The sequence below is a fragment of the Streptomyces sp. NPDC107562 genome (assembly GCF_055657325.1).
In genome coordinates, this window is sequence record NZ_JBVKBE010000001.1 from 255,943 (window position 1) to 279,548 (window position 23,606).

Here is a 23,606-nt window from a genome sequence, read left to right on the forward strand (position 1 = left end):
GGGCCGGGCGCCGCACGTCGGGCCGGGGTGTCGGTGGCCGCTGTCATGCTGGGCGACGCGGGGGAGCGGAACCGGACGGACGGCGGAGGCGGCGTGGGGTTCGAGGGCGAGAGCTGGCAGGTGAGCAGCGGCGAGGGGCGGGTCGGGGAGATCGTCGTCGACGACTCCGACTTCCCGTGGCTCGCGGGGCGGTTCGTCGCGGGGCCGGCCTTCACCGCCGTGCGGGACCTGTTCGCGCGCGAACTCGCCCTGGCGCAGCGGGACGACGAGGGGCACTGGAAGGAGTGGGAAGCGGTGTACGACGAGATCCGGCGACGGGTTTCGCTGTCCTCACCCGACGGGCCGGTGGCCGACTTCCTGCTGCACATCGAGGGGGACCGGGCCTGGTTCCGCTGGATCGACGGCTGAAACCCGCGCGGGAGTCGTCCGGATTCTGGTTTGACAACGGCATCTCCGCGCATTCGGAAGGGGAACACAATTCCTACGGATGGGTGGAGGACACGTGGGCATCATCGCCTGGATCCTGATCGGGCTTCTGGCCGGCGCAATCGCCAAGCTGCTGCTGCCGGGCAAGGACCCGGGCGGGATCATCATCACGATGCTGATCGGTGTCGCCGGCGGCCTGCTCGGCGGCTGGCTGGGGAAGGTCATCTTCGGTGTCGACTCGATCGACGGGTTCTTCGACCTGTCGACCTGGGTCGCCGCGATCGTCGGCTCGCTCATCCTGCTCGTGCTCTACCGGGCCGTCACCGGCGGGCGGCGTTCGCACGCGTAGCGGCCTGACCGCGACAGGAGCGGGCCACGGCCCGAGGAGCCTCGGCGAGCGGGGGCACGGAACGGACGTCCGTTCCGTGCCCCCCGCTCCGTCGTGTGCCGCCCGTTCGGTCGCCGTCCCGTTCAGTCGCCGCTGCGGTCGAGCACGTCCTGCACCGACGCCAGGATCTCGGTGACGCGCAGCCCGAACGCCGCGTCGCATGCGTGCGGGCGGCCGGTGCGGGCCGCGGTGAGCAGCGCGTCGGCCGCCCGGGAGAACGCGGGCAGCGCACCCTCGGAGCTCTCCGGGAGCGAGGTCACCCCGCTCGCGCCCCGCAGTTCGACGGCGGTGCCCGCCGCCGCGGGCGGTGCCGTCAGGCTGAGGGTCAGGGTGCTGGTGGCCCCCGTGACGTGGTCGAGGACGGCGTGCACGGTGTCCTGCGGGCCGTGCGCGGCGGCCGGCACGCCGGTCACGTCGCCGAGGACCGGCAGCAGCACCGACAGGGCGTGCGGGCCCACGTCCCACAGGGCGCCCTTCTCGCGCCGCCACGGTGACGCGGCGAACGGGCTGTCGTCGCTGCTGAACACCGCGCCCAGCCACTGGGCACGGCCCACGAACCAGCCGTCGCTCGCGGCCTGCTCGGCGATCCAGGCCTCGGGCCCGGTCTGGAAGCGGGTCGTGAAGAAGACCACCGAGGCGACACCCGACCGGCGCGCGGCCTCGGCCACGGCCCGCCCCTCCGCGACCGTCGGGGCGAGCGGCTTGTCGAGCAGCAGATGGCGCTCCGCCCGCGCGGCCCGCACGGCGAGGTCCGCCTGCACGGCCGGGGGCAGCGCGACGGCCACCGCGTCCACCTCGCCGAGCAGGGTGTCCACGTCGTCGTAGGCGCGCGTGCCATGACGTTCCGCGAGCTCCTTGGCGGCGGCCGGGCGGCGCCCCCACACCCCGACGAAGTCCAGCTCGTCGTGTTCGCTCAGGACGGGGGCGTGCACCATCTGCGCCCAGGGGCCGGTGCCGAGCAGTCCGATACGCATGCGTTGCCTCTCCCACGGTCCAGAACCTCGCGAGGACCGGCACGAATGCTGCCGGCCTGGCTGAGAATGTCACACGAACGGCGGAATCGGATACCGCGCGCTGACGTGGGCGGCGGGTGCGGGGGCGTGGGGGATCACGGGAGGGCTCGGCGGGGCGCCGGGGGGTGTGCGGGGATGCGCCGGCGCGGGGGTCGGTGAGGGGGGTTCCGCCGGTGCCGGGGTGGTGGCGGCAACGGTGGGTGGCGCGCGAGCCGTTGTGAGGTTGCCCTGACGCCGGCGCGGCCGGCGGGGGCCTGCGCGGCGTCCTCCCGCGGTCCGTGCGCCGTCCCGCGGTCCGTGCGCCGCCGGTGGTTCGTGGTCCGTGCGCCGCCGGTGGTTCGTGGTCCGTGCGCCGTCCCGTGGTCCGTGCGCCGCCGGTGGTTCGTGACCCGTGCGCCGCCGGTGGTTCGCGGCCCGTGCGCCGTCCCGTGGTCCGTGCGCCGTCGCCCGTGGTTCGTGGCCCGTGCGCCGCCGGTGCTTCGTGGCCGTGCGCCGCCCGTGGTTCGCGACCCGTGCGCCGTCCCGTGGTCCGTGCGCCGCCGGTGGTTCGTGACCCGTGCGCCGTCCCCCTCGTCCCGAGTGACGCCGCCGCGCACCACGAACGCCACCCCGACCACCCTCCCCTGGAGCCCGCCAAGACTGGTGACTTCGCCGGTCCCCGCGGGCTCGCTCCCCCTCGACAGTGGCACGGCCAGTCAGTCGGCGGCGCCCCGCCGGGCGGCCCCGGGAGCAGCGCACGACGCTCCCCGTGCCCCCGGCGGGCGGCTCGCCACGATCGAGAGGACGACTCGTCGTGCAGCAGCACCCGCGCACCACCCCCGCCACCCTCACCACCACCGTCCCCGCCCCCTCAGGGACGGGCGCCGGCCGCCGTGCGCGCCGGTTCGCCGGAGCCGCCGCCGCGATCGCCGCGGTCCTCGGGCTCAGCACCCTCACGAGCCCCGGCGCCCACGCGGCCGACAACCCCTACGAGCGTGGGCCCGCCCCGACCACCGCGAGCATCGAGGCGGCCCGCGGCCCCTACTCCGTCTCCGACACCAGCGTCTCCTCCCTCGCCGTCACCGGCTTCGGCGGCGGCACGATCTACTACCCGACCACCACCGCGGACGGCACCTTCGGCGCCGTCGCCGTCTCGCCGGGCTACACCGGCACCCAGTCCTCCATCTCGTGGCTCGGCCCCCGCCTGGCCTCCCAGGGCTTCGTGGTGTTCACCATCGACACCCTCACCACGCTCGACCAGCCGGACTCCCGGGGCCGCCAGCTGCTCGCCGCACTGGACTACCTCACCCAGCGCAGCTCGGTCCGCAGCCGCGTGGACAGCACCCGGCTCGGCGTGATGGGCCACTCCATGGGCGGCGGCGGCAGCCTGGAGGCCGCCAAGTCGCGTCCCGCCCTCCAGGCGGCCATCCCGCTGACGCCCTGGAACCTCGACAAGAGCTGGCCCGAACTCACCACACCCACGCTGATCGTGGGCGCGGACGGCGACTCGATCGCCCCCGTCTCCTCCCACGCCGAGCCCTTCTACGGCAGCCTGCGCAGCTCACTGGACCGCGCCTACCTGGAGCTGAACAACGCCACCCACTTCTCGCCGAACACGTCGAACACCACCATCGCGAAGTACAGCGTGTCCTGGCTGAAGCGGTTCATCGACAACGACACCCGCTACGAGCAGTTCCTGTGCCCGCTGCCCCGGCCGAGCCTGACCATCGAGGAGTACCGGGGCAACTGCCCGCACACCTCCTGACCCACCGGCCCGGCACGCTGTGCCCGCGCCCAGGCGGACGGATGCCGTCCTGGGCGCGGGCACACGCCGTGGCTCCGCTCCACCGGGCGAACAGGCAGGTCATGGGCCGCGCACGCTGCCGGCCGCGCCCGGACGTCCGGCTTCCGGGCCTCGCTACTCGCCCGTAGCGTCACGGGAATGACCGGACAGACGACCGCGACGGCACCCCCACAGCTGTACGGCCGCCGCCTCCCACCACGCGCGGTGCAGGAGTTGCTGGGCCGGCTCGGGTCGGGCGGCGCCGCACTCGCCGTGACCGGGGAGCCCGGCCTCGGCCGCACCACGCTCCTGCACCACGCGGCCCGCGCCTTCGGAGCCGGCACCACTCTCCACCTCGGCACCGGGCCGAGCGCACCCGGCCGCCCGTACGACGACCTGCGCGCCCTGCTGCGCGGCGCGGGCACCTCGGACGAAGGGGTCACGGCGGACGCGGCGGACGCGACGGCGGCGGACGACCTGCTGGAGGCCCTGCGCGTGGCAGCCGACGACGCGCCCCTCCTCGTCTGCGTCGACGACGTGCACCTCTGGGATCCCGCCTCGCGCGCCGCGCTGGGCCTCGCGGCCCACCGCCTGGACACGGCGGGCCGCGTCGGCCTGTTGCTGACCGCCCGCGGCCCGCTCGCGCGCGAGTTCGCCGGCCTGCCCGTCCTGCGTCTGCACCCGCTCGGCACGGCGGAGGCCGACGCCCTCCTCGACGAGGCCACGGGCGGGACGGTCCCGCCCGCGCTCCGGGCCGACCTCTTGGAGGAGGCGGGCGGCAACCCCGCCCTGCTGCTGGCGTTGCTGCGCCGTCTCTCGCCCGCCGAACTCTCCGGCGAACGCGTTCCCGCCCGGCCGCTGGCCGACGCCGCAGCGCTCACCGGCGTGGCGGGGGAGTGCCCGGGTGGGACGGCATGGCCGGACGTCGACGACCTGCTGTTGACGATCGCCGCCGCGCTGCGCGCACCGGATGCGGAGGACGTCGACGCCGGCCTCGTCCGCCGCGCCCTGAACGGCCGCGCCCTCGGCCCGGATCCCTTCCCCGAGGCCCTGGCGCTGACCGACGGACGGTTCCGCTTCCACTCCGGCCTGGTCCGCCGGGCCGTGCACGCCGCCGCCGCTCCCGGCCGCCGCCGCGCCGCGCACCGCGCCCTCGCCGGCGCCCACGAGGCCGCCGGGCACCGCCTGCTCGCGCTGCTGCACCGGGCCTGGGCCGCCGACGGACCCGAACCCCTCCTCGCCGGGGAACTGTCGGACGCCGCCGCGACCGCCCCGGCTCCGCCACGGCTGCGGGCCGTCGCCCACGCCCGCGCCGCCGAGCTGACCGGTCGGGGCACCCTCAGGGCGGACCGCCGTACGGACGCGGCCGAACAGGCCCTGCTCGCAGGGGACTTGCGGCACGCGCTGCGGCTGCTCCCCGGGCCACCGGGGGAGACGGTCCCGCCGTACTTACGCGGGCGTGCCGAGTTCGTCCGGGGGATGGCGGAGCGGTACGACGGACCGGTCGCCGACGCCCACGCCTCCCTGCTCTCCGCCGCCCGGCTGCTGGCCCCGACCGCGCCCGCCCGGTCGGCCGCCGCCGCGCTCGCGGCCGTCGACGCGGCATGGGCGGCAGGCCGCTTGACGGAGTGTCACGAAGCGCTGGACCAGGAGATCACGCACACCGGGACCACGGACACCGAGGCCACGGACACCGAGGCCATGGACGCCGGGACCACGCACGCCGGGACCACGCACGCCGGGGCCACGCACGCCGGGGCCACGCACGCCGAGGCCACCGACACCGAGGCCACCGACACCGAGGCCACGGACACCGAGGCCACCGACACCAGGACTACTGACGTTGGGACCCCGGACACCCGACGGGACCCCCACGGCCTGTCGCGGGACTACCGCCTCGGTATGCGTGCCGTACTCGAAGGCCGGTTCGACACGGCGGAGCCGCACCTGCGGCGGGTGGTCCGCCACGCCCTCACCGGCGATCGGCCCGACACCCTGCTCAGGTCCGTGGCCGCCGCCCTGCTGCTGGGTGATCCGGCGTCCGCCGTACGGGCCGGCACCCGGGCCCTCGCGGCGGCGCGGAACCGCGGATCCGGCGCGCTCGAACCCCGCGCCCTGGAGTACCTCGCCTACGCCGAGCTCCGCGCCGGATGGCACGCCCAGGCCCGGACGCACGCGGAGGAGGGCCTGCGGGCGGCCGAGCGGGCCGGGCAGCGCAACACGGCCGCCCACCACCACGCCGTACTCGCCCTGGCCGCGTCGATCGAGGGGGAGCCGGACGTGGTGGCCGGGCATGTGTCGGCCGCGCTCGCGACCGCCCGCCGGCACGGCCTGGCCCAGGCCGCCACCCTCGCGCACTGGGCCGCGGCCCGTGCCGACCTGGGGCGCGGACGCCCGCTGGACGCCGCCGACCGGCTCGGGCCGCTGGTGCGCCCCGGGCCCCGGCGCGGTCACTTCGCGGTATGGATGCTCGCGGTGCCCTGCTACGTGGAGGCCACCGTGCTCGCCGGACGCCCGCAGGACGCGCGGCCGCTCGTCACGGACCTGGAGGTCTGGGCCGGTCTCGACGCCGACCCGCACGCCCCGGCCCAACTGCTGCGCTGCCGGGCCCTGCTGGCCGGGCCGGAGCGCGCCGACGGGCTCTACCTGCGCGCGCTGGAGCTGCACGACGCCACGGCCGGCGACTTCGAACGGGCCAGGACCGAGCTGGCGTACGGGAAATGGCTGCGCCGCAGGCGCCGGCTGCGCGAGGCGCGCGACCGGCTCGGGGCGGCGCTCGTGGGCTTCGAGCGCTGCGGCGCCGGGGTCTGGGCGCGGCAGGCGCGCGGCGAGCTGCGGGCGAACGGGGCCGCGCCCAGCGGGCGGGGACCCGGGCAGGGGGACGGGGCGCTGGCCCGGCTGACGCCGCAGCAGTGGCGGATCGCGCGACGCGTGGCCGACGGCGCCACCAACCGGGAGGTGGCCCGCAGCCTGTCGGTGAGCACCCGCACCGTCGACTACCACCTGCGCAACGTCTACGCCGCGCTCGGCGTGCGCTCCCGGGTGGAGTTGGCCCGCATCGTCGAACAGGCCGAGAAGTCCGGTGCACGCCTCTAGGGACCGACCGGGCGGTATGTCATTCTTCGGGGCAGCACGAGTCAGCCGCCGGACCGGCGCGCGGACCGCCCGGCCGAAGGGGGACCGGCGGGCGGTTCCGGGCGTGTGCGCCGTCGGCCCACACCCTGGGGGGAATCGCGATGCAGCAAGCCCTTCGGCCACGAACGGCGTTCCGTACCGCTCCGGGAGCCGTTCCGCAGCCGCGGACGCGGCCCGGCCGGTCGCTGATCGACGCCGACGCCCTGCGTGTCCTGCACCGCGCGGCCCGCGTCCTGCTGGCCGAGCTGCCCGAGCTGACCGACCGGCTCGTCGCCCTCCTGCAGGACCAGGAACCGGCCTACCGGACCGCGATGGAGAACGACCCCGGCACGACCTGGCAGGAGGCCCAGCGCTCGCTGCGGCACAGCGTGACCTCGCTGCTCGACCCGCGTGGCACCCGCGACGCGGCCCGCCGCTGCACCTGGCGGATCGGTGCCACGCGCGCCGAACAGGGGCTGCCGCTCGACGCGTTGCTGCACGCGTTCCGGCTCGGCGGCTCCCTGGTCTGGCAGAGTCTGGTCGAGGAGACCTCGCGCACGGCGCCCGAGGACGTACGGCTGCTCGTGCACGTGGCGTCCGACATGTGGAACTTCGTCGACGAGCACTGCACCCTCGTGGCCGACGCCTACCGGCAGACCGAACGGCAACTGACGTGGCGGCGCGAGAACCGGGTGCGGCTGCTGACCGCGGCGCTGCTCGACGGCGCCGCCCGCATCGCCGATCTGCCCGAGGCCGCGAGCGCCCTGGAACTCCCCGAGCAGGGCCGGTACGTCGTCGTCGCCGTCACCGGCGGCACCGCCGAGGAATGCGCCGGTGCCCGGTCCGCGGTGGCCTCCGGGGGTGTGCGGGTGCACTGGCACACGGGCGTCGAGGTGGACTACGGCATAGTCGCGCTGACGGAAGGGGAACTTCCGGAACCCGCCCCGCAGCACGCCGGTGTGCGCATCGGCGTCGGCGGCGCCGTCGAGGGACTGGCCGCGGTCGGCAGCGCCCGCCGCCAGGCCGACACCGCGCTGCGGATCTGCCCCGAGGAGGGCGGCACGGTCCGGCTGGCCGCACACCTGCCCGCGGCCCTCGTCATCTCCGGCCCCGAACTCGGCACCGCCCTCGCCGACCAGGTCCTCGGCCCGCTGTCGCGCCTGGAGCCCGCCGACCGCGAGGTGTTGCTGGACACCCTGACCGCTTGGCTTGACTGCGACGGATCGGCCCAGCGGGCCGGGCGCCGGCTGTACTGCCACCGCAACACCGTCCTGAACCGCATCCGCCGCTTCGAGCAACTGACGGGCCGCTCCCTGTCCCGCCCCTGCGACCTGGTCGAGATCAGCCTCGCCCTGACCGCCCACCGCCTCCTGCACCCCTGAACGCCCCCTGGGACCGGCCCGACCCCGCCCCCCGTCCCCTCGGCCCAAGCACGCCCCCTTCGGCCCGACCCCCGTCCCTTTCGGCCCGACCCCCGTCCCTTTCGGCCCGAGCGCGCCCCTTTCGGCCCGACCCCCGCCCCCTTCGGCCCGACCACTGTCCCCCTTCGGCTCGCCCCCCGTCCCGTTCGGCCCGAGCACGCCCCTTCGGCCCGAACACGCCCCCTTTGGCCCACCTCCGTCCCCCTCGGCCGGAACGCGCCCCCTTCGGCCCGAGCGCCCCCCTCAGGCCCGTGCACGCCCCCTGCGACCGGGGCGGCGCCCCCTGGCGGTGGGCGCCGCCCCTGGGCATCCGCACAATGCCGTCACCGTGCGCTTGGGACCCCGCCACGACCGCGCGTGAAGGCCTGTACCGGTGTTCGCCGCGCGTGCTGTCGTGAGCACCCCTTCCCCCCGAAGCCCGTGCCGGACGGCACGGATCCGAGGAGTCGTGATGCCCGAAGCACCACCGGACGAGCGCGCCGCCCTGCGCGTCGAGGAACTCGACGTCCAGTACGGCCGCGCCCTGTCCGCCCTCCGCCAGGTCTCCCTGACGGTCCCGCCCGGCGCGGTCGTCGCCCTGCTCGGCGCCAACGGCGCGGGCAAGTCGACGCTGCTGCGCGCGGTGTCGGGAACCCTGCGCCTGCACCGCGGCGCGGTCACCGCGGGCCGTGTCCGCTACGGCGACACCACGCTCGACGGCCAGGACCCGGTCGCGGCGGTCCGCGCCGGAGTCGTCCAAGTACCCGAGGGAAGGCGGGTGTTCGCCGGGCTCACCGTCGACGAGAACCTGCGCGCGGGCGGCCTCGGCCTCGGCCGGCGCAGCCCGGCGCTGGTCCGGGAGGCCCGCGACCGCGTGTTCGCGCTCTTCCCCCTGCTCGCCGAACGCACCGGCCAGGCCGCCGGTCTGCTGTCCGGAGGGGAACAGCAGATGCTGGCCATCGGCCGCGCCCTGATGGCCGCCCCGCGCCTGCTCCTGCTCGACGAGCCGTCCCTGGGCCTCGCCCCGCGCATGGTGGAGCGGATCGCCGAGGTGATCCGCGAGATCAACGCCCAGGGCACCGCCGTCCTGCTGGTCGAGCAGAACGCCGGCATGGCGCTGTCGCTCGCGGACCACGCCCACGTCCTGGAGGTCGGCGAGGTACGCCTGTCCGGCCCGGCCGCGGAACTCGCGCGGACGGACGCCGTGCGCCGCCTCTACCTCGGCGAGTCCGCCGACGAGCAGGGGGCCGCGTGAGCGCCCGCACCGACCCGCCGCCGGCCCTCGAAGTCGAGGACGTCACCGTCCGGTTCGCCGGGCTCACCGCCCTCGACGGCCTCTCCCTCACCGTCGCCCCGGGAACGGTGCACGCCCTCATCGGCCCCAACGGGGCGGGCAAGTCCACCTGTTTCAACGTCCTGTCGGGCCTGTGCCGCCCCGCCACCGGCACCGTCCGGTTCGGCGGCACCGAACTCACCCGGCTCGCCCCGCACCGCATCGCCGCGCTCGGCGTCGCCCGCACCTTCCAGAACATCGTCACCACCGAGGGCACGGTCGCCGACAACCTGCTGCTCGGCCGGCACGCCCTGTCCCGGGCCGGCTTCGCCGCCAGCGCGCTGCGCCTGCCCACCGCCGTACGCGAACAGCGCGAACACCGCGCCCGGGCGCGGGAGATCGCCGAACTCGTGGGAGTGGGCGCGCACTTCGACACCCCCGTCGCGGCCCTGTCCTACGGCGACCGCAAACGCGTCGAGTTCGCCCGCGCCCTCTGCCTGGAACCACGGGTGCTCCTGCTCGACGAGCCGGTGGCCGGCATGAACGCCGCCGAACGGGTCCGCACCGCCGAGGTCGTCCGCGACGTCCGCGCCCATCTCGGGCTCTCCGTACTGCTCGTGGAGCACGACATGGGCCTGGTCATGCGGCTCGCCGACGAGGTCACCGTCCTCGACTTCGGCCGCCGCATCGCCCACGGCAGCCCCGAGCAGGTCCAGCGCGATCCCGAGGTGCTGCGCGCCTACCTCGGCACCGGGAACCCCGAGGAGGGAGCCGCATGACCGGACTGCTCGACCACGTCCTCGGCGGCCTCGCCCTCGGCTCGGTCTACGCCCTGGTCGCCCTGGGCTTCGTCATCATCTTCAAGGCCTCGGGCGTGCTCAACTTCGCCCACGGCTCGCTGCTGCTGCTCGGCGGCTACCTCACCGCCGTGCTCCACGACGACCTCGGCTTCGCCGGAGCCCTCGCGCTCGCGGTCCTCGCCACGGCGGCCGTCGCCGGAGCCGTGGACCGGCTGCTGCTCCAGCGCATCGGCCAGGACCCACGGGCCGCGCACGTGGCGACCATCGCCACCATCGGCGTCGACATCGTCCTGCTCACCGACCTCGCGCGGCGCATCGGCGGCGACCTGCTCACCCTCGGCGACCCCTGGGGCGACTCGGTGCGCGCCTTCGGTCCGGTGACCGTCGCCGACAGCCGGCTCGCCGCGATCGTCGTCTCCGCGGTCGTCATCGGGGCGGTCTTCGCGCTCTTCCGGTACACCTCCTGGGGGCTGTCGCTGCGCGCGGCGGCCGAGGACGTCGAAGCGGCCTCACTGATGGGCGTACGGCTCACCCGGGTACGCATGATCGCCTGGTGTCTGGCGGGCGGCCTGGCCGCGCTGGCGGCGCTGTTCCTCGCCGCGTTCCCGGCGCCCGGCCTGGAGCGCACCACCGGCCAGATCGCCCTCAAGGCGTTCCCGGCCGCGGTTCTCGGCGGCATGGCCTCACCGCCGGGCGCTCTGGCGGGCAGCCTGCTCATCGGCCTGACCGAGGCGCTCGTCGCCGGATACCAGTCCGATCTGCACGTGCTGGGCGAGGGGTTCGCGGACGTCGCCCCGTACGCCGTGATGGTCCTGGTGCTGCTGGTGCGCCCCACGGGCCTGTTCGGCGCGAAGGGAGCGGTCCGTGTCTGACCTCGTGAAGTGGGGCAGGCTCGCGCTGCCCGTGCTCGTGCTGTGCGCGCTGCCCTTCTACCTGGACGCGTTCTGGCTGCGCATCGGTCTGTTCGCCATGGCCGCGGCGATCGGCGCCGTCGGGCTCAACCTCCTCGCCGGCACCGCGGGCCAGCTGTCGCTGGGCCACGCGTTCTTCCTGGCGGTCGGCGCGTACGGCTACGCCTGGCTCGCCGGCGAGCCGGGACCCGGTCTGCCCTCCGCGCTCGCCCTGGTGCTCGCGGTGCTGCTGGCGGGCGCCGCCGGCGGCCTGTTCAGTCCCGTCGCCGGCCGGGTGCGCGGCATCTACCTCGGTGTCGCCACCCTCGCCCTCGTCTTCCTCGGTCACCACGTCCTGCTCACCGCGGACTCCGTGACCGGCGGATTCAACGGCCGGTCCGTGCCGCCGCTCAGCCTCGGCGGGTTCACCTTCGCGGACGGCGACCCCGACGTGGTGCTGATGGGGGTGCCGTTCGGCGCCGAGGAACGGCTCTGGTACCTGGGCCTCGCGCTGTTCGCGCTCACCTGGTTCACCGCCCGCGGCATGCTCCGGGGCCGCCCGGGGCGCGCGCTGGTCGCCCTGCGCGACAGCGAGACCGCGGCCGCGGTGATGGGCGTCGACGTCGCCCGCCACCGCTCGGCGGCGTTCGTCGTCTCCTCGATGTACGCGGGTCTGGCCGGGGCGCTGCTCGCCCTCGGCTTCCGCCGTATCGTGCCCGACTACTTCGGGCTCGCCCTCTCGGTCGACTACCTCGCCATGATCGTCATCGGCGGCCTGGGCTCGGTCGCCGGCGCCACCGCGGGCGCCGTCTTCGTCACCGCCCTGCCGCTGCTGATGACCCGTTACGCCGACCACCTCCCGCTGGTCGCCGTGCCCGGCTCCGACGGGGGAGCGGTGGGCCCGACCGAGGCCGCCCGCTACCTCTACGGCGCGGCGATCGTGCTGGTCCTGCTGTACGCCCCCGACGGCCTGCGCGGCCTGGCCGCACGCCTGCGCGTCCGCCTGCGCCGCCGTCCCGCCCTCGCCCCACCCGCAACCGCCGTACGAGCCAAGGAGCACACCCCGTGAACGTCACCCACCCCACCAGGATCCTCCTCGCCTCGGCCCTGTCGGCGCTGCTGCTCGCCACGACGGGATGCAGCTCCAAGGCGGACGGCGGCGACGCCGGCAACGGCGCCGACGGCGTCAAGTCCGGGCCGGGAGTCACCGACAAGACCGTCAGACTGGGCGCCCTGACCGACCTGACCGGCCCCTACGCCACCCTCGGCAAGAGCATCGTGCAGGCGCAGCAGATGTGGGCCGACGAGACCAACGCCGACGGCGGGATCTGCGGCCGGAAGGTCGAGATCGTGGTCGAGGACCACGGCTACGACGTGCAGAAGGCGGTCACCGCGTACGCCGACATCTCCGCGGACGTCGTGGCGTTGCCCCAGGTGATCGGATCGCCGGTGGTCGCGGCACTGATCGACGACATCGAGCGGGATCACATGCTGACCTTCCCGCAGGCCTGGGCTGCCTCCCTGCTCGGCAAGGACTCCGTCCAGGTCCTCGGTACCACGTACGACGTCGACATGATCGCCGCCGTGGACTTCCTGACCCGCACCAAGGGCCTGAAGAAGGGCGACAAGATCGGCCACGTGTACTTCGAGGGCGACTACGGCGCCAACGCGCTGGAGGGCTCCACCTGGGCCGCCGAGCGCGCCGGCCTCACGGTGACCGGACAGAAGATCAAGGCCACGGACACGGACCTCACGGCACAGGTGTCGGCGCTGCGGGCGGCGGGCGTGAAGGCCGTCCTGGTCAGCGCCGGTCCCGCGCAGACCGCCTCGCTGGCCGGTGTGGCCGCCTCCCGCGGTCTGCAGGTGCCGATCGTCAGCAGCGCGCCGGGCTTCGCGCCCCAGCTGATGAAGACCCCCGCCGCCAAGGCGCTGGAGGCCATGCTGCACGTGGTCAGCGCCGCCCCCGCCGTCAGCGCGGACCTGCCCGGCGTCAAGACGATGGTCGCCGCCTACCAGAAGAAGTACCCGGGCGCCCTGGTCGACTCCGGTGTCCTGTCCGGCTACAACGCGGCCCAGCTCATGGGCGCCGACCTGAAGAAGGCCTGCGAGGCGGGCAGCCTCGCCCGCGAGGACGTGGTCAAGGCGCACCGCTCGCAGAAGAACGCCGACACGGGCCTCGGCACCCCGCAGGACTTCTCCGACGTCAACGCCCCGGCCAGTCTGGAGACCTACGTCCTGCGTCCCGACGCCAAGGCCCTGGGCGCCCTGGTGATCGCGGAGGAGGCCCACCAGGCACCGGGCGTCGAGGAGTACGTGGCCTCCCTCGGCGGCTGACCCGGACACCGTCCCGCACCCGGCCGGCCCGCGGCACCGTCGCGGGCCGGCCGGCACACGTCGGCCGCACCGGAAGCCGCCCATTCAGCACCACCGGCACTGAATCCGTGCACTTTCCTCTATTGGACCTCGCGCGTCGCGGCCAGCCAGGCTGGTCGAGGTCCGGCGTCCGAGCGACGGCCCGGACCCTGGTACCGCGCGACAGCCGAAAGAGGTACGAACTCATGCAGACTCGCCGCATCGGTGACGTGGAGGTCAGTGCGATCGGTCTGGGCGCGATGCCCATGTCGATCGAGGGGCGGCCCGACGAGGCACGCTCCCTCGCCGCCGTGCACGCCGCCCTGGACGCGGGCGTCACGCTGATCGACACCGCCGACGCCTACCACCTGCACGCCGACGAGGTGGGCCACAACGAGACCCTGATCGCCAAGGCCCTCGCCGCCCACGACCGGGGCGCCGAGGTCCTGGTCGCCACCAAGGGCGGCCATCTGCGCCCCGGCGACGGCAGCTGGAGCGTCGACGGCAGCCCGGCCCACCTCAAGGCGGCCTGCGAGGCCTCGCTGCGCCGGCTCGGCGTGGAGGCCATCGGGCTCTACCAGTTCCACCGCCCCGACCCCCGGGTGCCGTACGAGGAGTCCGTCGGCGCGATCCGTGACCTGCTGGACGAGGGCAAGATCCGGATGGCGGGCATCTCCAACGCGAACCCGGACCAGATCAAGCTGGCCCAGGACGTCCTCGACGGCCGCCTGGTCTCCGTGCAGAACCAGTTCTCCCCGGCGTTCCGCTCCAGTGAGCCCGAACTGCGCCTGTGCGACGAACTCGGCATCGCCTTCCTGCCCTGGAGCCCCCTCGGCGGCATCTCCCGGGCCGGTGAACTGGGCTCCGCGCACGCCGCGTTCGCCCGGATCGCCGACGCGCACGGCGTGAGCCCGCAGCGCGTCTGCCTGGCCTGGATGCTCGCCAAGTCACCCGTGGTGGTCCCCATCCCGGGTGCCAGCCGCCCGGAGACGGCCCGCGACTCCGCCGCCGCCCCCGACCTCGTCCTGACCGCCGCGGAACTCGCCGAGCTCGACGCCGCCTGAGGGCACGGGCGCGGACCGGTTCCGGGTCCGCGCCCGCAGCGGGTCCCTGTTTCGTACTTGGGCTGGCACGGGACGTCACCACGTCCCTAGGATGTACTCCCTGTCATGCCAGCCGAGTTGACGCTCGGCGCGAGAGCAGGGGGCTCGATGCACACCGACAAGCCGCTGTCCAAGGAGATCGACGCCGGCGTCCCGACGGCCGCCCGGATGTACGACTACTACCTCGGCGGCAAGGACAACTACGCCGCGGACCGGGCAGCCTGCGAAGAACTCGACAAGGTCGTCCCCAGCACCCGCCGGCTCGCCGTCAACAACCGCCGTTTCCTGCAGCGCGTGGTCCGCACGCTCGCGGCCGAGCACGGCATCCGCCAGTTCCTGGACCACGGCTCCGGTCTGCCCACCCAGGACAACGTGCACCAGGTCGCCCAGCAGTACGACCCCACGGCACATGTCGTCTACGTGGACAACGACCCGATGGTGCTGGTGCACGGCCGCGCGCTGCTGGAGCAGGACGAGCGCACGTGCGTGATCCACGCCGACATGCGCGAAACGGACGCGATCTTCTCGCACCCGGACACCCAGCGCCTGATCGACTTCTCCCAGCCGGCCGCCGTGCTGTTCAACTCGGTCTTCCACTGCATCCCGGACAGCGACACCGACGGCCCGCAGGCCGTGGCCCGGCGCGTGATCGAGCGGCTCGCCCCCGGCAGCTTCGTCCTGATGTGCCAGCTGGTCAGCGAGGACCCCGAGGTGCGCCGGTTCGTCACCGAATTCATGGACCAGGCGACGCAGGGGCACTGGGGCCGGGTCCGCGAGGAGAAGGACGTCGCGGCGCTCTTCGAGGGACTGGAGATCCTCGACCCGGGCCTGGTGGAGGTCTCCACCTGGCGCCCGGACACCGACGTGACGCCGCGTCAGCTCACCCACGAGTGGATCGAGTTCGGCGGCGTCGCCCGGATCCCCGGCGCCTGAATCGCCTGTCGCGCAGGCGGTCGCGCAAGCGGCGTCCGCCGTGCGGCAGGCCCCGGTCAGTCCCGCGGGTAGCGTTGCTCCATCGTCTCCTGGAGCAGCGCCGTCGACTCTCGCGGGGTGAGTGCCTCGTCGGCCAGCCGGTCCAGGGCGACGCGGTACTCCTCCGTCTCGTCCCGGTCCTCCAGGAAGTTCGCGCTGCGGATGTGCTCCAGGTAGACGACGTCCGGCAGGTCGAGGCCGTCGAAGCGGAGATAGGTGATCGGGATGGACGGCGCCGACGCCTTGGTCACGTCCAGCGGAACGATCTGCACGGTCACATGCGGCTGCTGGGCCATGTGGACCAGGTGCGCGAGCTGGTCGCGCATCACCGCCCGGCCGCCGAGCACGCGGAGCAGCACCGACTCGTCGATGATCGCCCACAGCTGGGGCGCGTCGGGCCGGGTCAGCAACTCCGCCCGCCGGGCGCGCAGTTCCACCCGACGCCGTACCTCGTGCGGCGACGCGACCGGAAGACCGCGCTCCACCACCGCCCGGGCGTAGTCCGGGGTCTGCAGCAGTCCCGGCACGTACTGGATCTCGAACGTACGGATCGAGGCGGCCGCCTCCTGCAGGCCCACCAGCCGGTCGAACCACTCGGGCATCAGCCGCTTGTCGTACCGCTGCCACCACCCCGGCTCCCCGGCGCGGCGCAGCAGCTGGAGAAGGACCGACGACTCGTACGCGTCGGCGCCGTACAGCGTCAGCAGGGCCAGGACATCGGGCTCGGTCGGAGGCTTGCGGCCCTTGCCGGACTCGATCCGCGACAGCTTCGCCGGGCTGAACCCGAGGGCGCGCGCGGCCTGGTCCTGGGCGAGTCCGGCGTCCTCACGGAAGCCCGCCAACTGCACGCCGACCAGCATCTTCAACAGAGTCGGAGCGGGCTCCGCACGGTCGAGATAGGGTCGGAGACGAGAGATGCGCTGTGACTCGGCGGACATCGTGGCTCCCTGCGGACCGGCAGAAGTATCCCTCACGCTACCGCACTTCGCCGATCCGCAGCAGGCGGAGCGCTCACACCAGGTGGTCGAACTCACCGTCCTTGGCGCCGGCCAGGAAAGCCGCCAGCTCGGCCGCCGTGTACACGAGCGCCGGCCCGTCGGGATCACGTGAGTTGCGCAGCGCGACGCCGCCGTCCGTGAGCGCTGCCACCTCGACGCAGTTGCCCTCGGCGTTGCTGTGCCGGCTCTTGGTCCAGCGGGCGTCCAGCGCGCTCGCCCGTACTCCGTTCGGCATCACCGACATCACGGCCTCCCTCGGTTCACGGTGCTGTGTGCCTACCCGATTCTCGCGCAATTTCTCGTGCAATTGCACGCGGGGGCTGACAGCGTGGATAATAGCCGTGGCGTCAACCCGCCGGAGGGCGCCGGATCATGACGCTGCCTCAGGGAAAAGAGCAGGTCGGCAGGCCTGTCTCCCCGTCCGACATGACCGCTGCGGAAAGGCCCCACGCCATGCGCACCGCTTCGACGGGACAACAGAGCCACGAGCGCACCGACCGCGAGACGCGGCCGAGCGGCGCAGCGACGCCGCTTCGGGCGCTGGGCGAGGTGCCCTGGCGGGACATCCGCGACTCCACGGGATCCGCGGCCGCGATCCCGCTGCTGCTCAACACCATCGCGTGGGGCGGTCCGGGCTCCGCGGGCCGCGCGCTGGACGAACTGCGGGATCGTATCTGCCAGTACGGTTTCGTGGTGGAACAGGCCACGGCCGCGACTGTGCCCTTCCTGTGGGAGCTCGCCCAGCTGCCCGAGGTGACCTGCCGGCCCCGGATCATCCAGCTCCTGAAGAACATCGCCGACGCCCGGCAGTGGGAGCACACGGCCACGGCCTACCCCAAGCTCCTCAACCACCAGGAGAACCACGTGGTGTGGGAGCGCGCCGCCCGGCACGCCGTCCACGCCCGCCGGGGCGTCCTCGGGCAGCTGATGGCCGAGGACGACGCGGAGGTCGTCGGCGCCTCCACCGAACTCGCCCGCGCCCTCGGCCAGTAGCCCCGGCGAGGTCTCGCGCTCCTGCCGCCCGCAGGCGCTCGTCCCCGGACGAGGCGGCCTCCGCGTGGACGGGTGGGCTGTCCGGGTAGGCAACGGTATTGCGTCAAATGGGTGTCCGGAGCCAGGAGAGGCGAATGGTCCGGCCCCCTCCGGGCATACGGTGCGCAAAAGTCGAGAGAGGGGCGCCCCGTGCTTGTTCCGGACCCGAAGGTCGTCAGGAAGCTGCTGACCAGGTACGCATCGCTGCGCATCGCCCAGGCGGAGAGTGAGACGTCGACGGCCGCACGGGAGTTGGAGGACGTCACCTACACGCTGTGCGTGATGATGGGCACGACGAGCATCCATGACGCGATCGCCAAGGCGGACGCCCTGCTCACCGAGGGTCGCCCCACCGACCCGGAGGGTGAGAACGGCCTCTCGCTGGCGGTCTGACGCACGGGCGGCGCGACGCCGTCAGAGCACTTTCGTGGTGGTGCCATCGGCCCGCCGCCGCTCCTCGGCGGCGGGTCTCGCCAGCCACTCGGCGATGCTCCGGGCGATCGGCAGGCCCGTGTCGGCCTCGACGAAGCCGAACTGACCGGACTGGTTGCACTCCAGGAACCACCACGTCCCGTCCCCGTCCTCGGCGAAGTCGAAGGCCCCGTAGGCAAGTTCCGCGTCCCGCAGATACGCCCGCACGCCCTCGGCGACCCGCGCCGGCACCTCGGTGCCCTCCCACGGCGTGCGGTCCATGGCGAAACGCACGTCCACCTCGTCCGGGTCGGCGTCGGGCGCGGTCGGCCGTCGGGCACCCAGCATCCGGTCCCCGACGACGGTGAGACGGATGTCCGCCCGCTTCGCGATCCGCCGCTGCAGCAGCGTCGGGCCGAACGCGACGGCGGCGAAGTCGGCGTCCGGCGCGACCCGGCTGGTCGGCACCGCCCTCGGCGGCTCCTGCGGATGCGCGCCCGAGACGGGTTTGACGACCAGGTCGGGAAAGCGCGCGGCGAAGTCCCGCGCGGCCTGCGGGAACGACGTGATCAGCGTCGCCGGCACGGGTAGTCCGCAACGCTGCGCGAGCCGCAGCTGCCAGGGCTTGTGCCGGGCCCGGCGGGCCGCGTCCGGGTGGTTCATCCAGCGCGTGCCGGAACTGCGCAGCATGCCGTACAGCGCTTGCGAGGACTCCTCCGTCAGCCACGCGGACGGCTCGGCCACCCGCGAGGCCGGAGCACCCGGCCTGCGTACCCACACGGAGCGCAGTCCGTCCATGCTCACCAGCCGGCCCCCGGACCACAGGTGTCCGCGGAACGTGCCGTGCACGTACTCGCCCGACAGGGCGGCACCTGCGATCAGATCGGCGGGATCGAGGCGGACCACCGGAACCCCGGACGCGTTCAGGTGGACCACCACCATGTCCGCCGTGACGTCCTCGTCGTTCGTCAGGATCAGTACGGTCATCGTCGACGGTCCGGGGTCAGTCGTCGAAGTGCGTCTTCGAGCCGGCGGTGGAGGTCGTGGTCCCCAGCTCTCTGAGCAGCGCGAGGTCGGTGGCGGCGATCCGCCCGTCGAACAGTACGTTCAACTGCAGGCCGGAGTCGTACGCGTACGGCGTGGCGACGTCCAACTCCGCCGCCGGGCGTGCGTAGTTGAGCGCGAACGGTTGCATCGTCTCTCCCTCTGGGTGCTGCGTGCTGCCCCGGTCGGGCCGTCGGTCCGAGGTGCGTGGTGGCGTCTTCCGCTCGATGTCCGGGGCTTCCATGGACTTATACGAATCGAACGGGTGGTTGGTTTCCTTACGCTCCGTGATCACGGGCGAGTCGGTCGCTCTGAACCTGAGACGGCCGACGGAGTCGGTCGGTTGACTGGCCGAGGGGTCGGGAGCCGCGCACACGGAGCGGCGGTGGGGCGCGGTGGGGCGGTCCCGGGGGCGCGCGGGCCGGTCGGCACCCGACGGGTGGTGGTGCGGAGTGCGGTGATCCGTCCGGAAAGTCAGGCGGGGTCGCCGGGCCGGGAGGCCTCGACAGGAGTGCGGTCCGCCCGCCCGGCCAGGGGGGCGCGCAGGGTGCGCAGGGCGAGCAGGAGTACGCCGATGTCGTCCAGATACACCGGATCGGGCAGCAGATCGGTCGGCAGTACGAAGTACAGGACGGCGCCCCAGAACACCCAGCGTGGCCCCGTCGGCAGCCCGGCCCGCCGCAAGCCGCGCCGGGCCCGGACCAGCCGTACCAGCAGCCCCACGGCCGTGGCGAGCACGAGCGCCGCGGCCACGGCGACGACGGCGAGCACTGCTGTCGTGGAATCCACGGGCCCTCCTAGGTCCGGTGCACCGCTACGCGCGTGCCCTTCTTGGATTCCCTGATACGGCTTCTGTATTGCCTCCGTTGGGGGCGTTTGTGCCGCTCGGCACACCCCTGCCGGGTACGGATGTGCCGGAACTGGCGTCCGGGCACGCGAGAAACGGGCCGGCCCCGGCGGCTTACGCGTCCGCCGCAGGGGCGGGCGGCCGGGCGCCGGCGGCTCAGGCGCCCGAGCCGTCGGCGCCGTTCTCCGCGCCGTCGTGACCCGGGCCGCTCCCGTCCCGCGCCGCGCCGCCCGGACGCCGGGCCTTCGCGCCGCCCTTGAAGCGCTCCAGGGTGCGGGTCAGCTGCTGGAGCGGGGACGCGGCGGGTGCCTCCTTGCGCGCCTCGCCGACGGGCGGCGCTGGCTGGTCGGCGGCCGACTCGCGGTAGACGGCGAGGGCCTCGTGGGCCCGTTCGGCGGCCTCCCGGTACAGGTCCCGGGACCGGGTCATGGCCTCCAACGCCTCGGCGTACATCGTCACCAGGGCCCGCTCGCGCGCCAGCTCCTCCTGGAGCGTCAGCAGGTGCCAGTCCTCCCGCAACGCGGTCAGCACCTCCCCGGCCCCGTCCGGCAGCGGCCGCGGCGAGGCGGCGAGGCGGCGCACCGCAGCGAGCAGCTCGGCGGGCTCCGAGCCGTCCAGGAAGACACTGCGTACGGCGAAGTCGTCACCGTCGTACCCCTGCGGAGCCGGTTCGCCGGGCAGCACGACGGCTCCGCCGCGCGGCACCTGGACCCCGACCTCGCGCAGCGCCCAGTTCACGGCCCGCAACTGGTGCGGCGCCGCCCGGTGCTCGACCACGCGGTGGCGCAGGCCCGGCGGCAGCAGCCGGGCGAGCGGCAGACGGCCGCGCGCGTCGGGGGTCATGGCCTCGTGCACGACGAAGTGGACGGCCCAACCGGCACGCGCGGCGCCCCTCAAGACGCGCCGCAGCTCCTTGTCGTCCGGCGGCAGCGGATTGACGTCCCGCAGCCGCAGCTCCGCCCCCGTCTCCCCCTCGTGGTCCCAGGGCACGCCGGGATCGTCCGGCCAGAACATCGTCGCCGGCGACGGCCAGCGCGGATCCCAGGGGGCCTCGGCCTCCGCCGCCAGCGTCCACGCGCCCTCCCGCGCCGGGTCGAGCGCCAGCGCCAGTCTGGCCCGGACGGTCACCTCCTCCCCGGCCTCCCAGCGCGCCTCGAAGACCTGCTCCGGCGCGCCCTCGGTCTCGGGCAGCTCCAGCCAGTCGCGGATCACCCCGCTCTCCTTGAGCTGCTGCGCGTGCCGCCGGACCACGTCCTGCGCGGCGGGCCCGGCATGGCGGCCGCGGGCCAGCCACACCGTGGGGGGAGTCATCGGGCGTTCGGAGGCGGAGGTCGGCATGAGTCCATCTGTGAACGGGGGCGGGGTGCGGGTGCCAGTATCGTCGCCGCCGACGGCCCCGGTCACCCGGGGGGTCGCCCGGCGAGCGGGCGGTCCACCTGCGGGCACGTGCAAGGTCGGGGATGGTGGGCAGGAGGACATCGGCCGACCCTACGACGGCGAACCCAGAAGGAGTGACCCCCGTGAAACTGGACCTCGGCGGGCGAACCGCGCTGGTGACAGGCTCCTCCCAGGGCATCGGCGCGGCGATCGCGGTGGGCCTGGCCCGCGCGGGCGCCCGCGTCGGCGTCAACGGACGTGACGCGGAACGCCTCGAAAGGAGCCTCGGGAAACTGCGGGCCGAGGCGCCGGACGGCGAGTTCGTGGCGGTCGCCGCCGACCTGGGCACCGAGGAGGGCGCCGCGCGTGCCGTCGACGCCCTGCCCGACGTCGACGTCCTGGTCAACAACCTGGGCATTTTCGGCCCCACCCCCGCCCTGGAGATCACCGACGACGAGTGGCGCCGCTACTTCGAGGTCAACGTCCTGTCGGCGGTCCGGCTGATCCGCGCCTACCTGCCCCGGATGACGGAGCGGGGCTGGGGCCGGGTGCTGAACATCGCGAGCGACTCGGCCGTCGTCATCCCCGCCGAGATGATCCACTACGGCATGTCGAAGACGGCGCTGCTCGCCGTGAGCCGCGGGTTCGCGAAGGAGGCGGCCGGCAGCGGCGTCACCGTCAACTCCGTCATGGCGGGTCCCACCCACACGGAGGGGGTCGAGGACTTCGTCTACCAGCTCGTCGACCGCGAGCTGCCCTGGGACGAGGCCCAGCGGGCCTTCATGCGCGAGCACCGCCCGCAGTCGCTGCTGCAGCGCCTGATCGAGCCCGAGGAGATCGCGAACATGGTCGTCTACCTGAGCTCACCCCTGGCGTCCGCCACGACGGGCGGTGCCGTGCGGGTCGACGGGGGCTACGTGGACGCGATCCTGCCCTGACCCGCGGCGCCGTACGCCGCTCACCAGCCCGTCAGCAACAGGTGGTTGACCAGCAGTGCCACCGTGGCCTGCGCCGCGAGCCAGCCCCGGGGGCGAGGCAGGAAGGCACCGGCGGCGAGCAGCCAGACGGCGAACGGCAGCCAGATCCGTTCCGTCTCCGCCTTGCTCATCCCGGACAGGTCGGCGGCCAGGACGGCGACGAGCGCGGCGAGGAGCAGCACCGCGAGCCGCGGCTCCGGCCGGCGCGGCACGAGCCCTTCCTCGTGCCGCCGCAGCAGCGCCCCGCCCGCGCGGACCAGCCCCGCCACCGTCGCGAGCCCGACCACCAGCACCGTGCAGGCGGGGTTCGCCCACACCCAGTACCAGTACGGCCGGACACCGCCCGCGCCTTGGTTGTAGCGCTCCACGAGCAGGTGGTAGGCCTCCCAGTAGTCGAAGCCCGCCAGGGTGAACACCAGCGGCAGCACCGCCACCCCGGCCACCAGTGGCAGCCACACCGCCCGCCGGTTCCGCCCGAGGACCAGCACCGCCGCCCCGACGACCCCGATCAGCGTCAGCCCGTACGACAGGTAACAGGTCAGCCCGAACAGCAGTCCCGCGCCGAACGCCGCCGCGCGCGGCCGCCGTCCGGTCAGCGCCAGCGCGAACAGGGCGACGGCCCACGCGGCGACCGCCGTGAAGTACCCGTCGGCCGAGGTGCCCATCCACACCGCGCCCGGCGCCGCCGCCAGGAACGGCGCCGCGCGCCGTGCGAGCCCCTCCGAGGCCAGTACGCGCACCGTCACCAGCACCGCCACCACCGCGGTGGCCCCGACGGTGATGCACCACACGCCCGCCCAGGCGCCCCCGCCCAGTCCGATCCGGTCCAGCAGGACGAAGGTGAGGGTGGCCGCCGGCGGATGACCGGCGACATGCGCGGGCCAGTGGTCGGGGCCCTGGATCACGATGTACTCGGTGAAGTGCCGCAGGGCCGCCGGGACGTCCTGGAAGCGGTCGATGACCTGGAGGTACTCGTACCGCGTGGTCAGCCGCTCGGCGACGCCCCGGTGCCAGCCGTCGACAAGGGCCAGCGACCACGTCCACGCCATCGCCGTGCCGCAGGTCACGGCGAGCAGCGCGCGCCACCGCAGCCGGGCGGCGAGCGTCGGCCCGTACACCACCACCGCGACCGCCACCACCACGGCGGCGGGGGTGCCGGGCCCCGCATGAGGCCCCCAGGAGGCGAGCAACGGAGGCCAGGCGACGAACAGCGTGCCGTCGCTGTCCTCGATGTGGCGGCCGACCAGCACCGCCGCCACGAACAGCAGCACGGCCGACAGCGCGGCGGCCAGGTCACGGAGACGAGAGGAGCGGATCACACGCAGGACGCTAGGCCGCCACCGGCCCGGCGAGGACGTCCGGCGCCCCGACGTCAGCGTTTCGTCATGGGTCGTGCACGTCTTTCGGCACGGGTCCCGGCCTAACGT

Annotated in this window: 23 protein-coding genes; 15 read left to right on the top strand and 8 right to left on the bottom strand. The window is 74.2% G+C overall.

Going from position 1 to position 23,606, the window contains the following annotated elements; translation table 11 throughout:
• The first annotated feature begins 93 nt into the window (after nt 1-93).
• Both ACZ7LV_RS01230 and ACZ7LV_RS01235 read left to right on the top strand, forming a co-directional pair.
• Nucleotides 94-408, top strand: coding sequence for a hypothetical protein (locus ACZ7LV_RS01230; protein ID WP_471936034.1), 315 nt, complete (start codon nt 94-96; stop codon nt 406-408).
• Nucleotides 409-502: 94 nt separating this feature from the next.
• The gene (locus ACZ7LV_RS01235; protein ID WP_393108430.1) at nt 503-775 is read left to right on the top strand and encodes a GlsB/YeaQ/YmgE family stress response membrane protein; all 273 of its coding nucleotides are present in this window, start codon (nt 503-505) and stop codon (nt 773-775) included.
• Between the two features lie 122 nt (nt 776-897).
• On the opposite strand, the gene ACZ7LV_RS01240 is transcribed toward ACZ7LV_RS01235, so the two are convergent.
• Nucleotides 898-1,788 (bottom strand): Gfo/Idh/MocA family protein, encoded by an 891-nt coding sequence (locus ACZ7LV_RS01240; RefSeq protein ID WP_471934721.1) that lies wholly within the window; start codon nt 1,786-1,788, stop codon nt 898-900.
• A gap of 832 nt (nt 1,789-2,620) precedes the next feature.
• On the opposite strand from ACZ7LV_RS01240, the gene bdeA reads away from it, so the two are divergent.
• From bdeA to ACZ7LV_RS01290, 10 genes are all read left to right on the top strand, one after another.
• Nucleotides 2,621-3,571, top strand: coding sequence for a bis(hydroxyethyl) terephthalate hydrolase (gene bdeA, locus ACZ7LV_RS01245; protein WP_471934722.1), 951 nt, complete (start codon nt 2,621-2,623; stop codon nt 3,569-3,571).
• Nucleotides 3,572-3,748: 177 nt separating this feature from the next.
• Nucleotides 3,749-6,685: a helix-turn-helix transcriptional regulator gene (locus tag ACZ7LV_RS01250; RefSeq protein ID WP_471934723.1), complete on the top strand. Its 2,937-nt coding sequence runs from the start codon at nt 3,749-3,751 to the stop codon at nt 6,683-6,685.
• A 140-nt stretch (nt 6,686-6,825) separates the two neighbouring features.
• Nucleotides 6,826-8,085, top strand: coding sequence for an RsbRD N-terminal domain-containing protein (locus ACZ7LV_RS01255; protein ID WP_471934724.1), 1,260 nt, complete (start codon nt 6,826-6,828; stop codon nt 8,083-8,085).
• A gap of 490 nt (nt 8,086-8,575) precedes the next feature.
• On the top strand, nt 8,576-9,358 hold the full coding sequence (locus ACZ7LV_RS01260) for an ABC transporter ATP-binding protein (RefSeq protein ID WP_471934725.1): 783 nt from the start codon (nt 8,576-8,578) through the stop codon (nt 9,356-9,358).
• Nucleotides 9,355-10,155 (top strand): ABC transporter ATP-binding protein, encoded by an 801-nt coding sequence (locus ACZ7LV_RS01265; RefSeq protein WP_471934726.1) that lies wholly within the window; start codon nt 9,355-9,357, stop codon nt 10,153-10,155. Before ACZ7LV_RS01260 ends, ACZ7LV_RS01265 begins: the two co-directional genes overlap by 4 nt.
• Nucleotides 10,152-11,048: a branched-chain amino acid ABC transporter permease gene (locus ACZ7LV_RS01270; RefSeq protein WP_401667128.1), complete on the top strand. Its 897-nt coding sequence runs from the start codon at nt 10,152-10,154 to the stop codon at nt 11,046-11,048. Before ACZ7LV_RS01265 ends, ACZ7LV_RS01270 begins: the two co-directional genes overlap by 4 nt.
• Nucleotides 11,041-12,135, top strand: coding sequence for a branched-chain amino acid ABC transporter permease (locus ACZ7LV_RS01275; protein WP_471934727.1), 1,095 nt, complete (start codon nt 11,041-11,043; stop codon nt 12,133-12,135). Before ACZ7LV_RS01270 ends, ACZ7LV_RS01275 begins: the two co-directional genes overlap by 8 nt.
• Complete coding sequence (locus ACZ7LV_RS01280) at nt 12,132-13,400, top strand: ABC transporter substrate-binding protein (protein WP_471934728.1); 1,269 nt, start codon at nt 12,132-12,134, stop codon at nt 13,398-13,400. Before ACZ7LV_RS01275 ends, ACZ7LV_RS01280 begins: the two co-directional genes overlap by 4 nt.
• A 224-nt stretch (nt 13,401-13,624) precedes the next feature.
• Nucleotides 13,625-14,482 (top strand): aldo/keto reductase, encoded by an 858-nt coding sequence (locus tag ACZ7LV_RS01285; RefSeq protein ID WP_471934729.1) that lies wholly within the window; start codon nt 13,625-13,627, stop codon nt 14,480-14,482.
• A 147-nt stretch (nt 14,483-14,629) separates the two neighbouring features.
• Nucleotides 14,630-15,454 (top strand): SAM-dependent methyltransferase, encoded by an 825-nt coding sequence (locus tag ACZ7LV_RS01290; RefSeq protein WP_471936036.1) that lies wholly within the window; start codon nt 14,630-14,632, stop codon nt 15,452-15,454.
• A 56-nt stretch (nt 15,455-15,510) separates the two neighbouring features.
• Here ACZ7LV_RS01290 and ACZ7LV_RS01295 read toward each other — a convergent pair whose 3' ends face one another.
• Nucleotides 15,511-16,431, bottom strand: coding sequence for a helix-turn-helix domain-containing protein (locus tag ACZ7LV_RS01295; RefSeq protein WP_471934730.1), 921 nt, complete (start codon nt 16,429-16,431; stop codon nt 15,511-15,513).
• A gap of 73 nt (nt 16,432-16,504) precedes the next feature.
• On the bottom strand, nt 16,505-16,735 hold the full coding sequence (locus ACZ7LV_RS01300; RefSeq protein WP_471934731.1) for a DUF397 domain-containing protein: 231 nt from the start codon (nt 16,733-16,735) through the stop codon (nt 16,505-16,507).
• A gap of 209 nt (nt 16,736-16,944) precedes the next feature.
• Between ACZ7LV_RS01300 and ACZ7LV_RS01305 the strand changes: the two genes are divergently transcribed.
• On the top strand, nt 16,945-17,484 hold the full coding sequence (locus ACZ7LV_RS01305; protein ID WP_471934732.1) for a hypothetical protein: 540 nt from the start codon (nt 16,945-16,947) through the stop codon (nt 17,482-17,484).
• Nucleotides 17,485-17,673: 189 nt separating this feature from the next.
• Complete coding sequence (locus tag ACZ7LV_RS01310; protein WP_471934733.1) at nt 17,674-17,916, top strand: DUF5133 domain-containing protein; 243 nt, start codon at nt 17,674-17,676, stop codon at nt 17,914-17,916.
• 21 nt (nt 17,917-17,937) lie between these two features.
• On the opposite strand, the gene tgmB is transcribed toward ACZ7LV_RS01310, so the two are convergent.
• From tgmB to ACZ7LV_RS01330, 4 genes are all read right to left on the bottom strand, one after another.
• Nucleotides 17,938-18,921: an ATP-grasp ribosomal peptide maturase gene (gene tgmB / locus ACZ7LV_RS01315; RefSeq protein ID WP_471934734.1), complete on the bottom strand. Its 984-nt coding sequence runs from the start codon at nt 18,919-18,921 to the stop codon at nt 17,938-17,940.
• Between the two features lie 16 nt (nt 18,922-18,937).
• Nucleotides 18,938-19,129, bottom strand: coding sequence for a putative ATP-grasp-modified RiPP (gene tgmA / locus ACZ7LV_RS01320; protein WP_393108460.1), 192 nt, complete (start codon nt 19,127-19,129; stop codon nt 18,938-18,940).
• Between the two features lie 323 nt (nt 19,130-19,452).
• Nucleotides 19,453-19,767 (bottom strand): DUF1232 domain-containing protein, encoded by a 315-nt coding sequence (locus ACZ7LV_RS01325; RefSeq protein ID WP_401667148.1) that lies wholly within the window; start codon nt 19,765-19,767, stop codon nt 19,453-19,455.
• Between the two features lie 214 nt (nt 19,768-19,981).
• On the bottom strand, nt 19,982-21,163 hold the full coding sequence (locus ACZ7LV_RS01330; RefSeq protein ID WP_471934735.1) for a hypothetical protein: 1,182 nt from the start codon (nt 21,161-21,163) through the stop codon (nt 19,982-19,984).
• Nucleotides 21,164-21,345: 182 nt separating this feature from the next.
• Between ACZ7LV_RS01330 and ACZ7LV_RS01335 the strand changes: the two genes are divergently transcribed.
• The gene (locus ACZ7LV_RS01335; RefSeq protein WP_471934736.1) at nt 21,346-22,140 is read left to right on the top strand and encodes an SDR family NAD(P)-dependent oxidoreductase; all 795 of its coding nucleotides are present in this window, start codon (nt 21,346-21,348) and stop codon (nt 22,138-22,140) included.
• Nucleotides 22,141-22,160: 20 nt separating this feature from the next.
• Here the strand turns inward: ACZ7LV_RS01335 and ACZ7LV_RS01340 are convergent, their stop codons facing one another.
• The gene (locus tag ACZ7LV_RS01340; protein WP_471936037.1) at nt 22,161-23,495 is read right to left on the bottom strand and encodes a hypothetical protein; all 1,335 of its coding nucleotides are present in this window, start codon (nt 23,493-23,495) and stop codon (nt 22,161-22,163) included.
• Nucleotides 23,496-23,606: the final 111 nt, after the last annotated feature.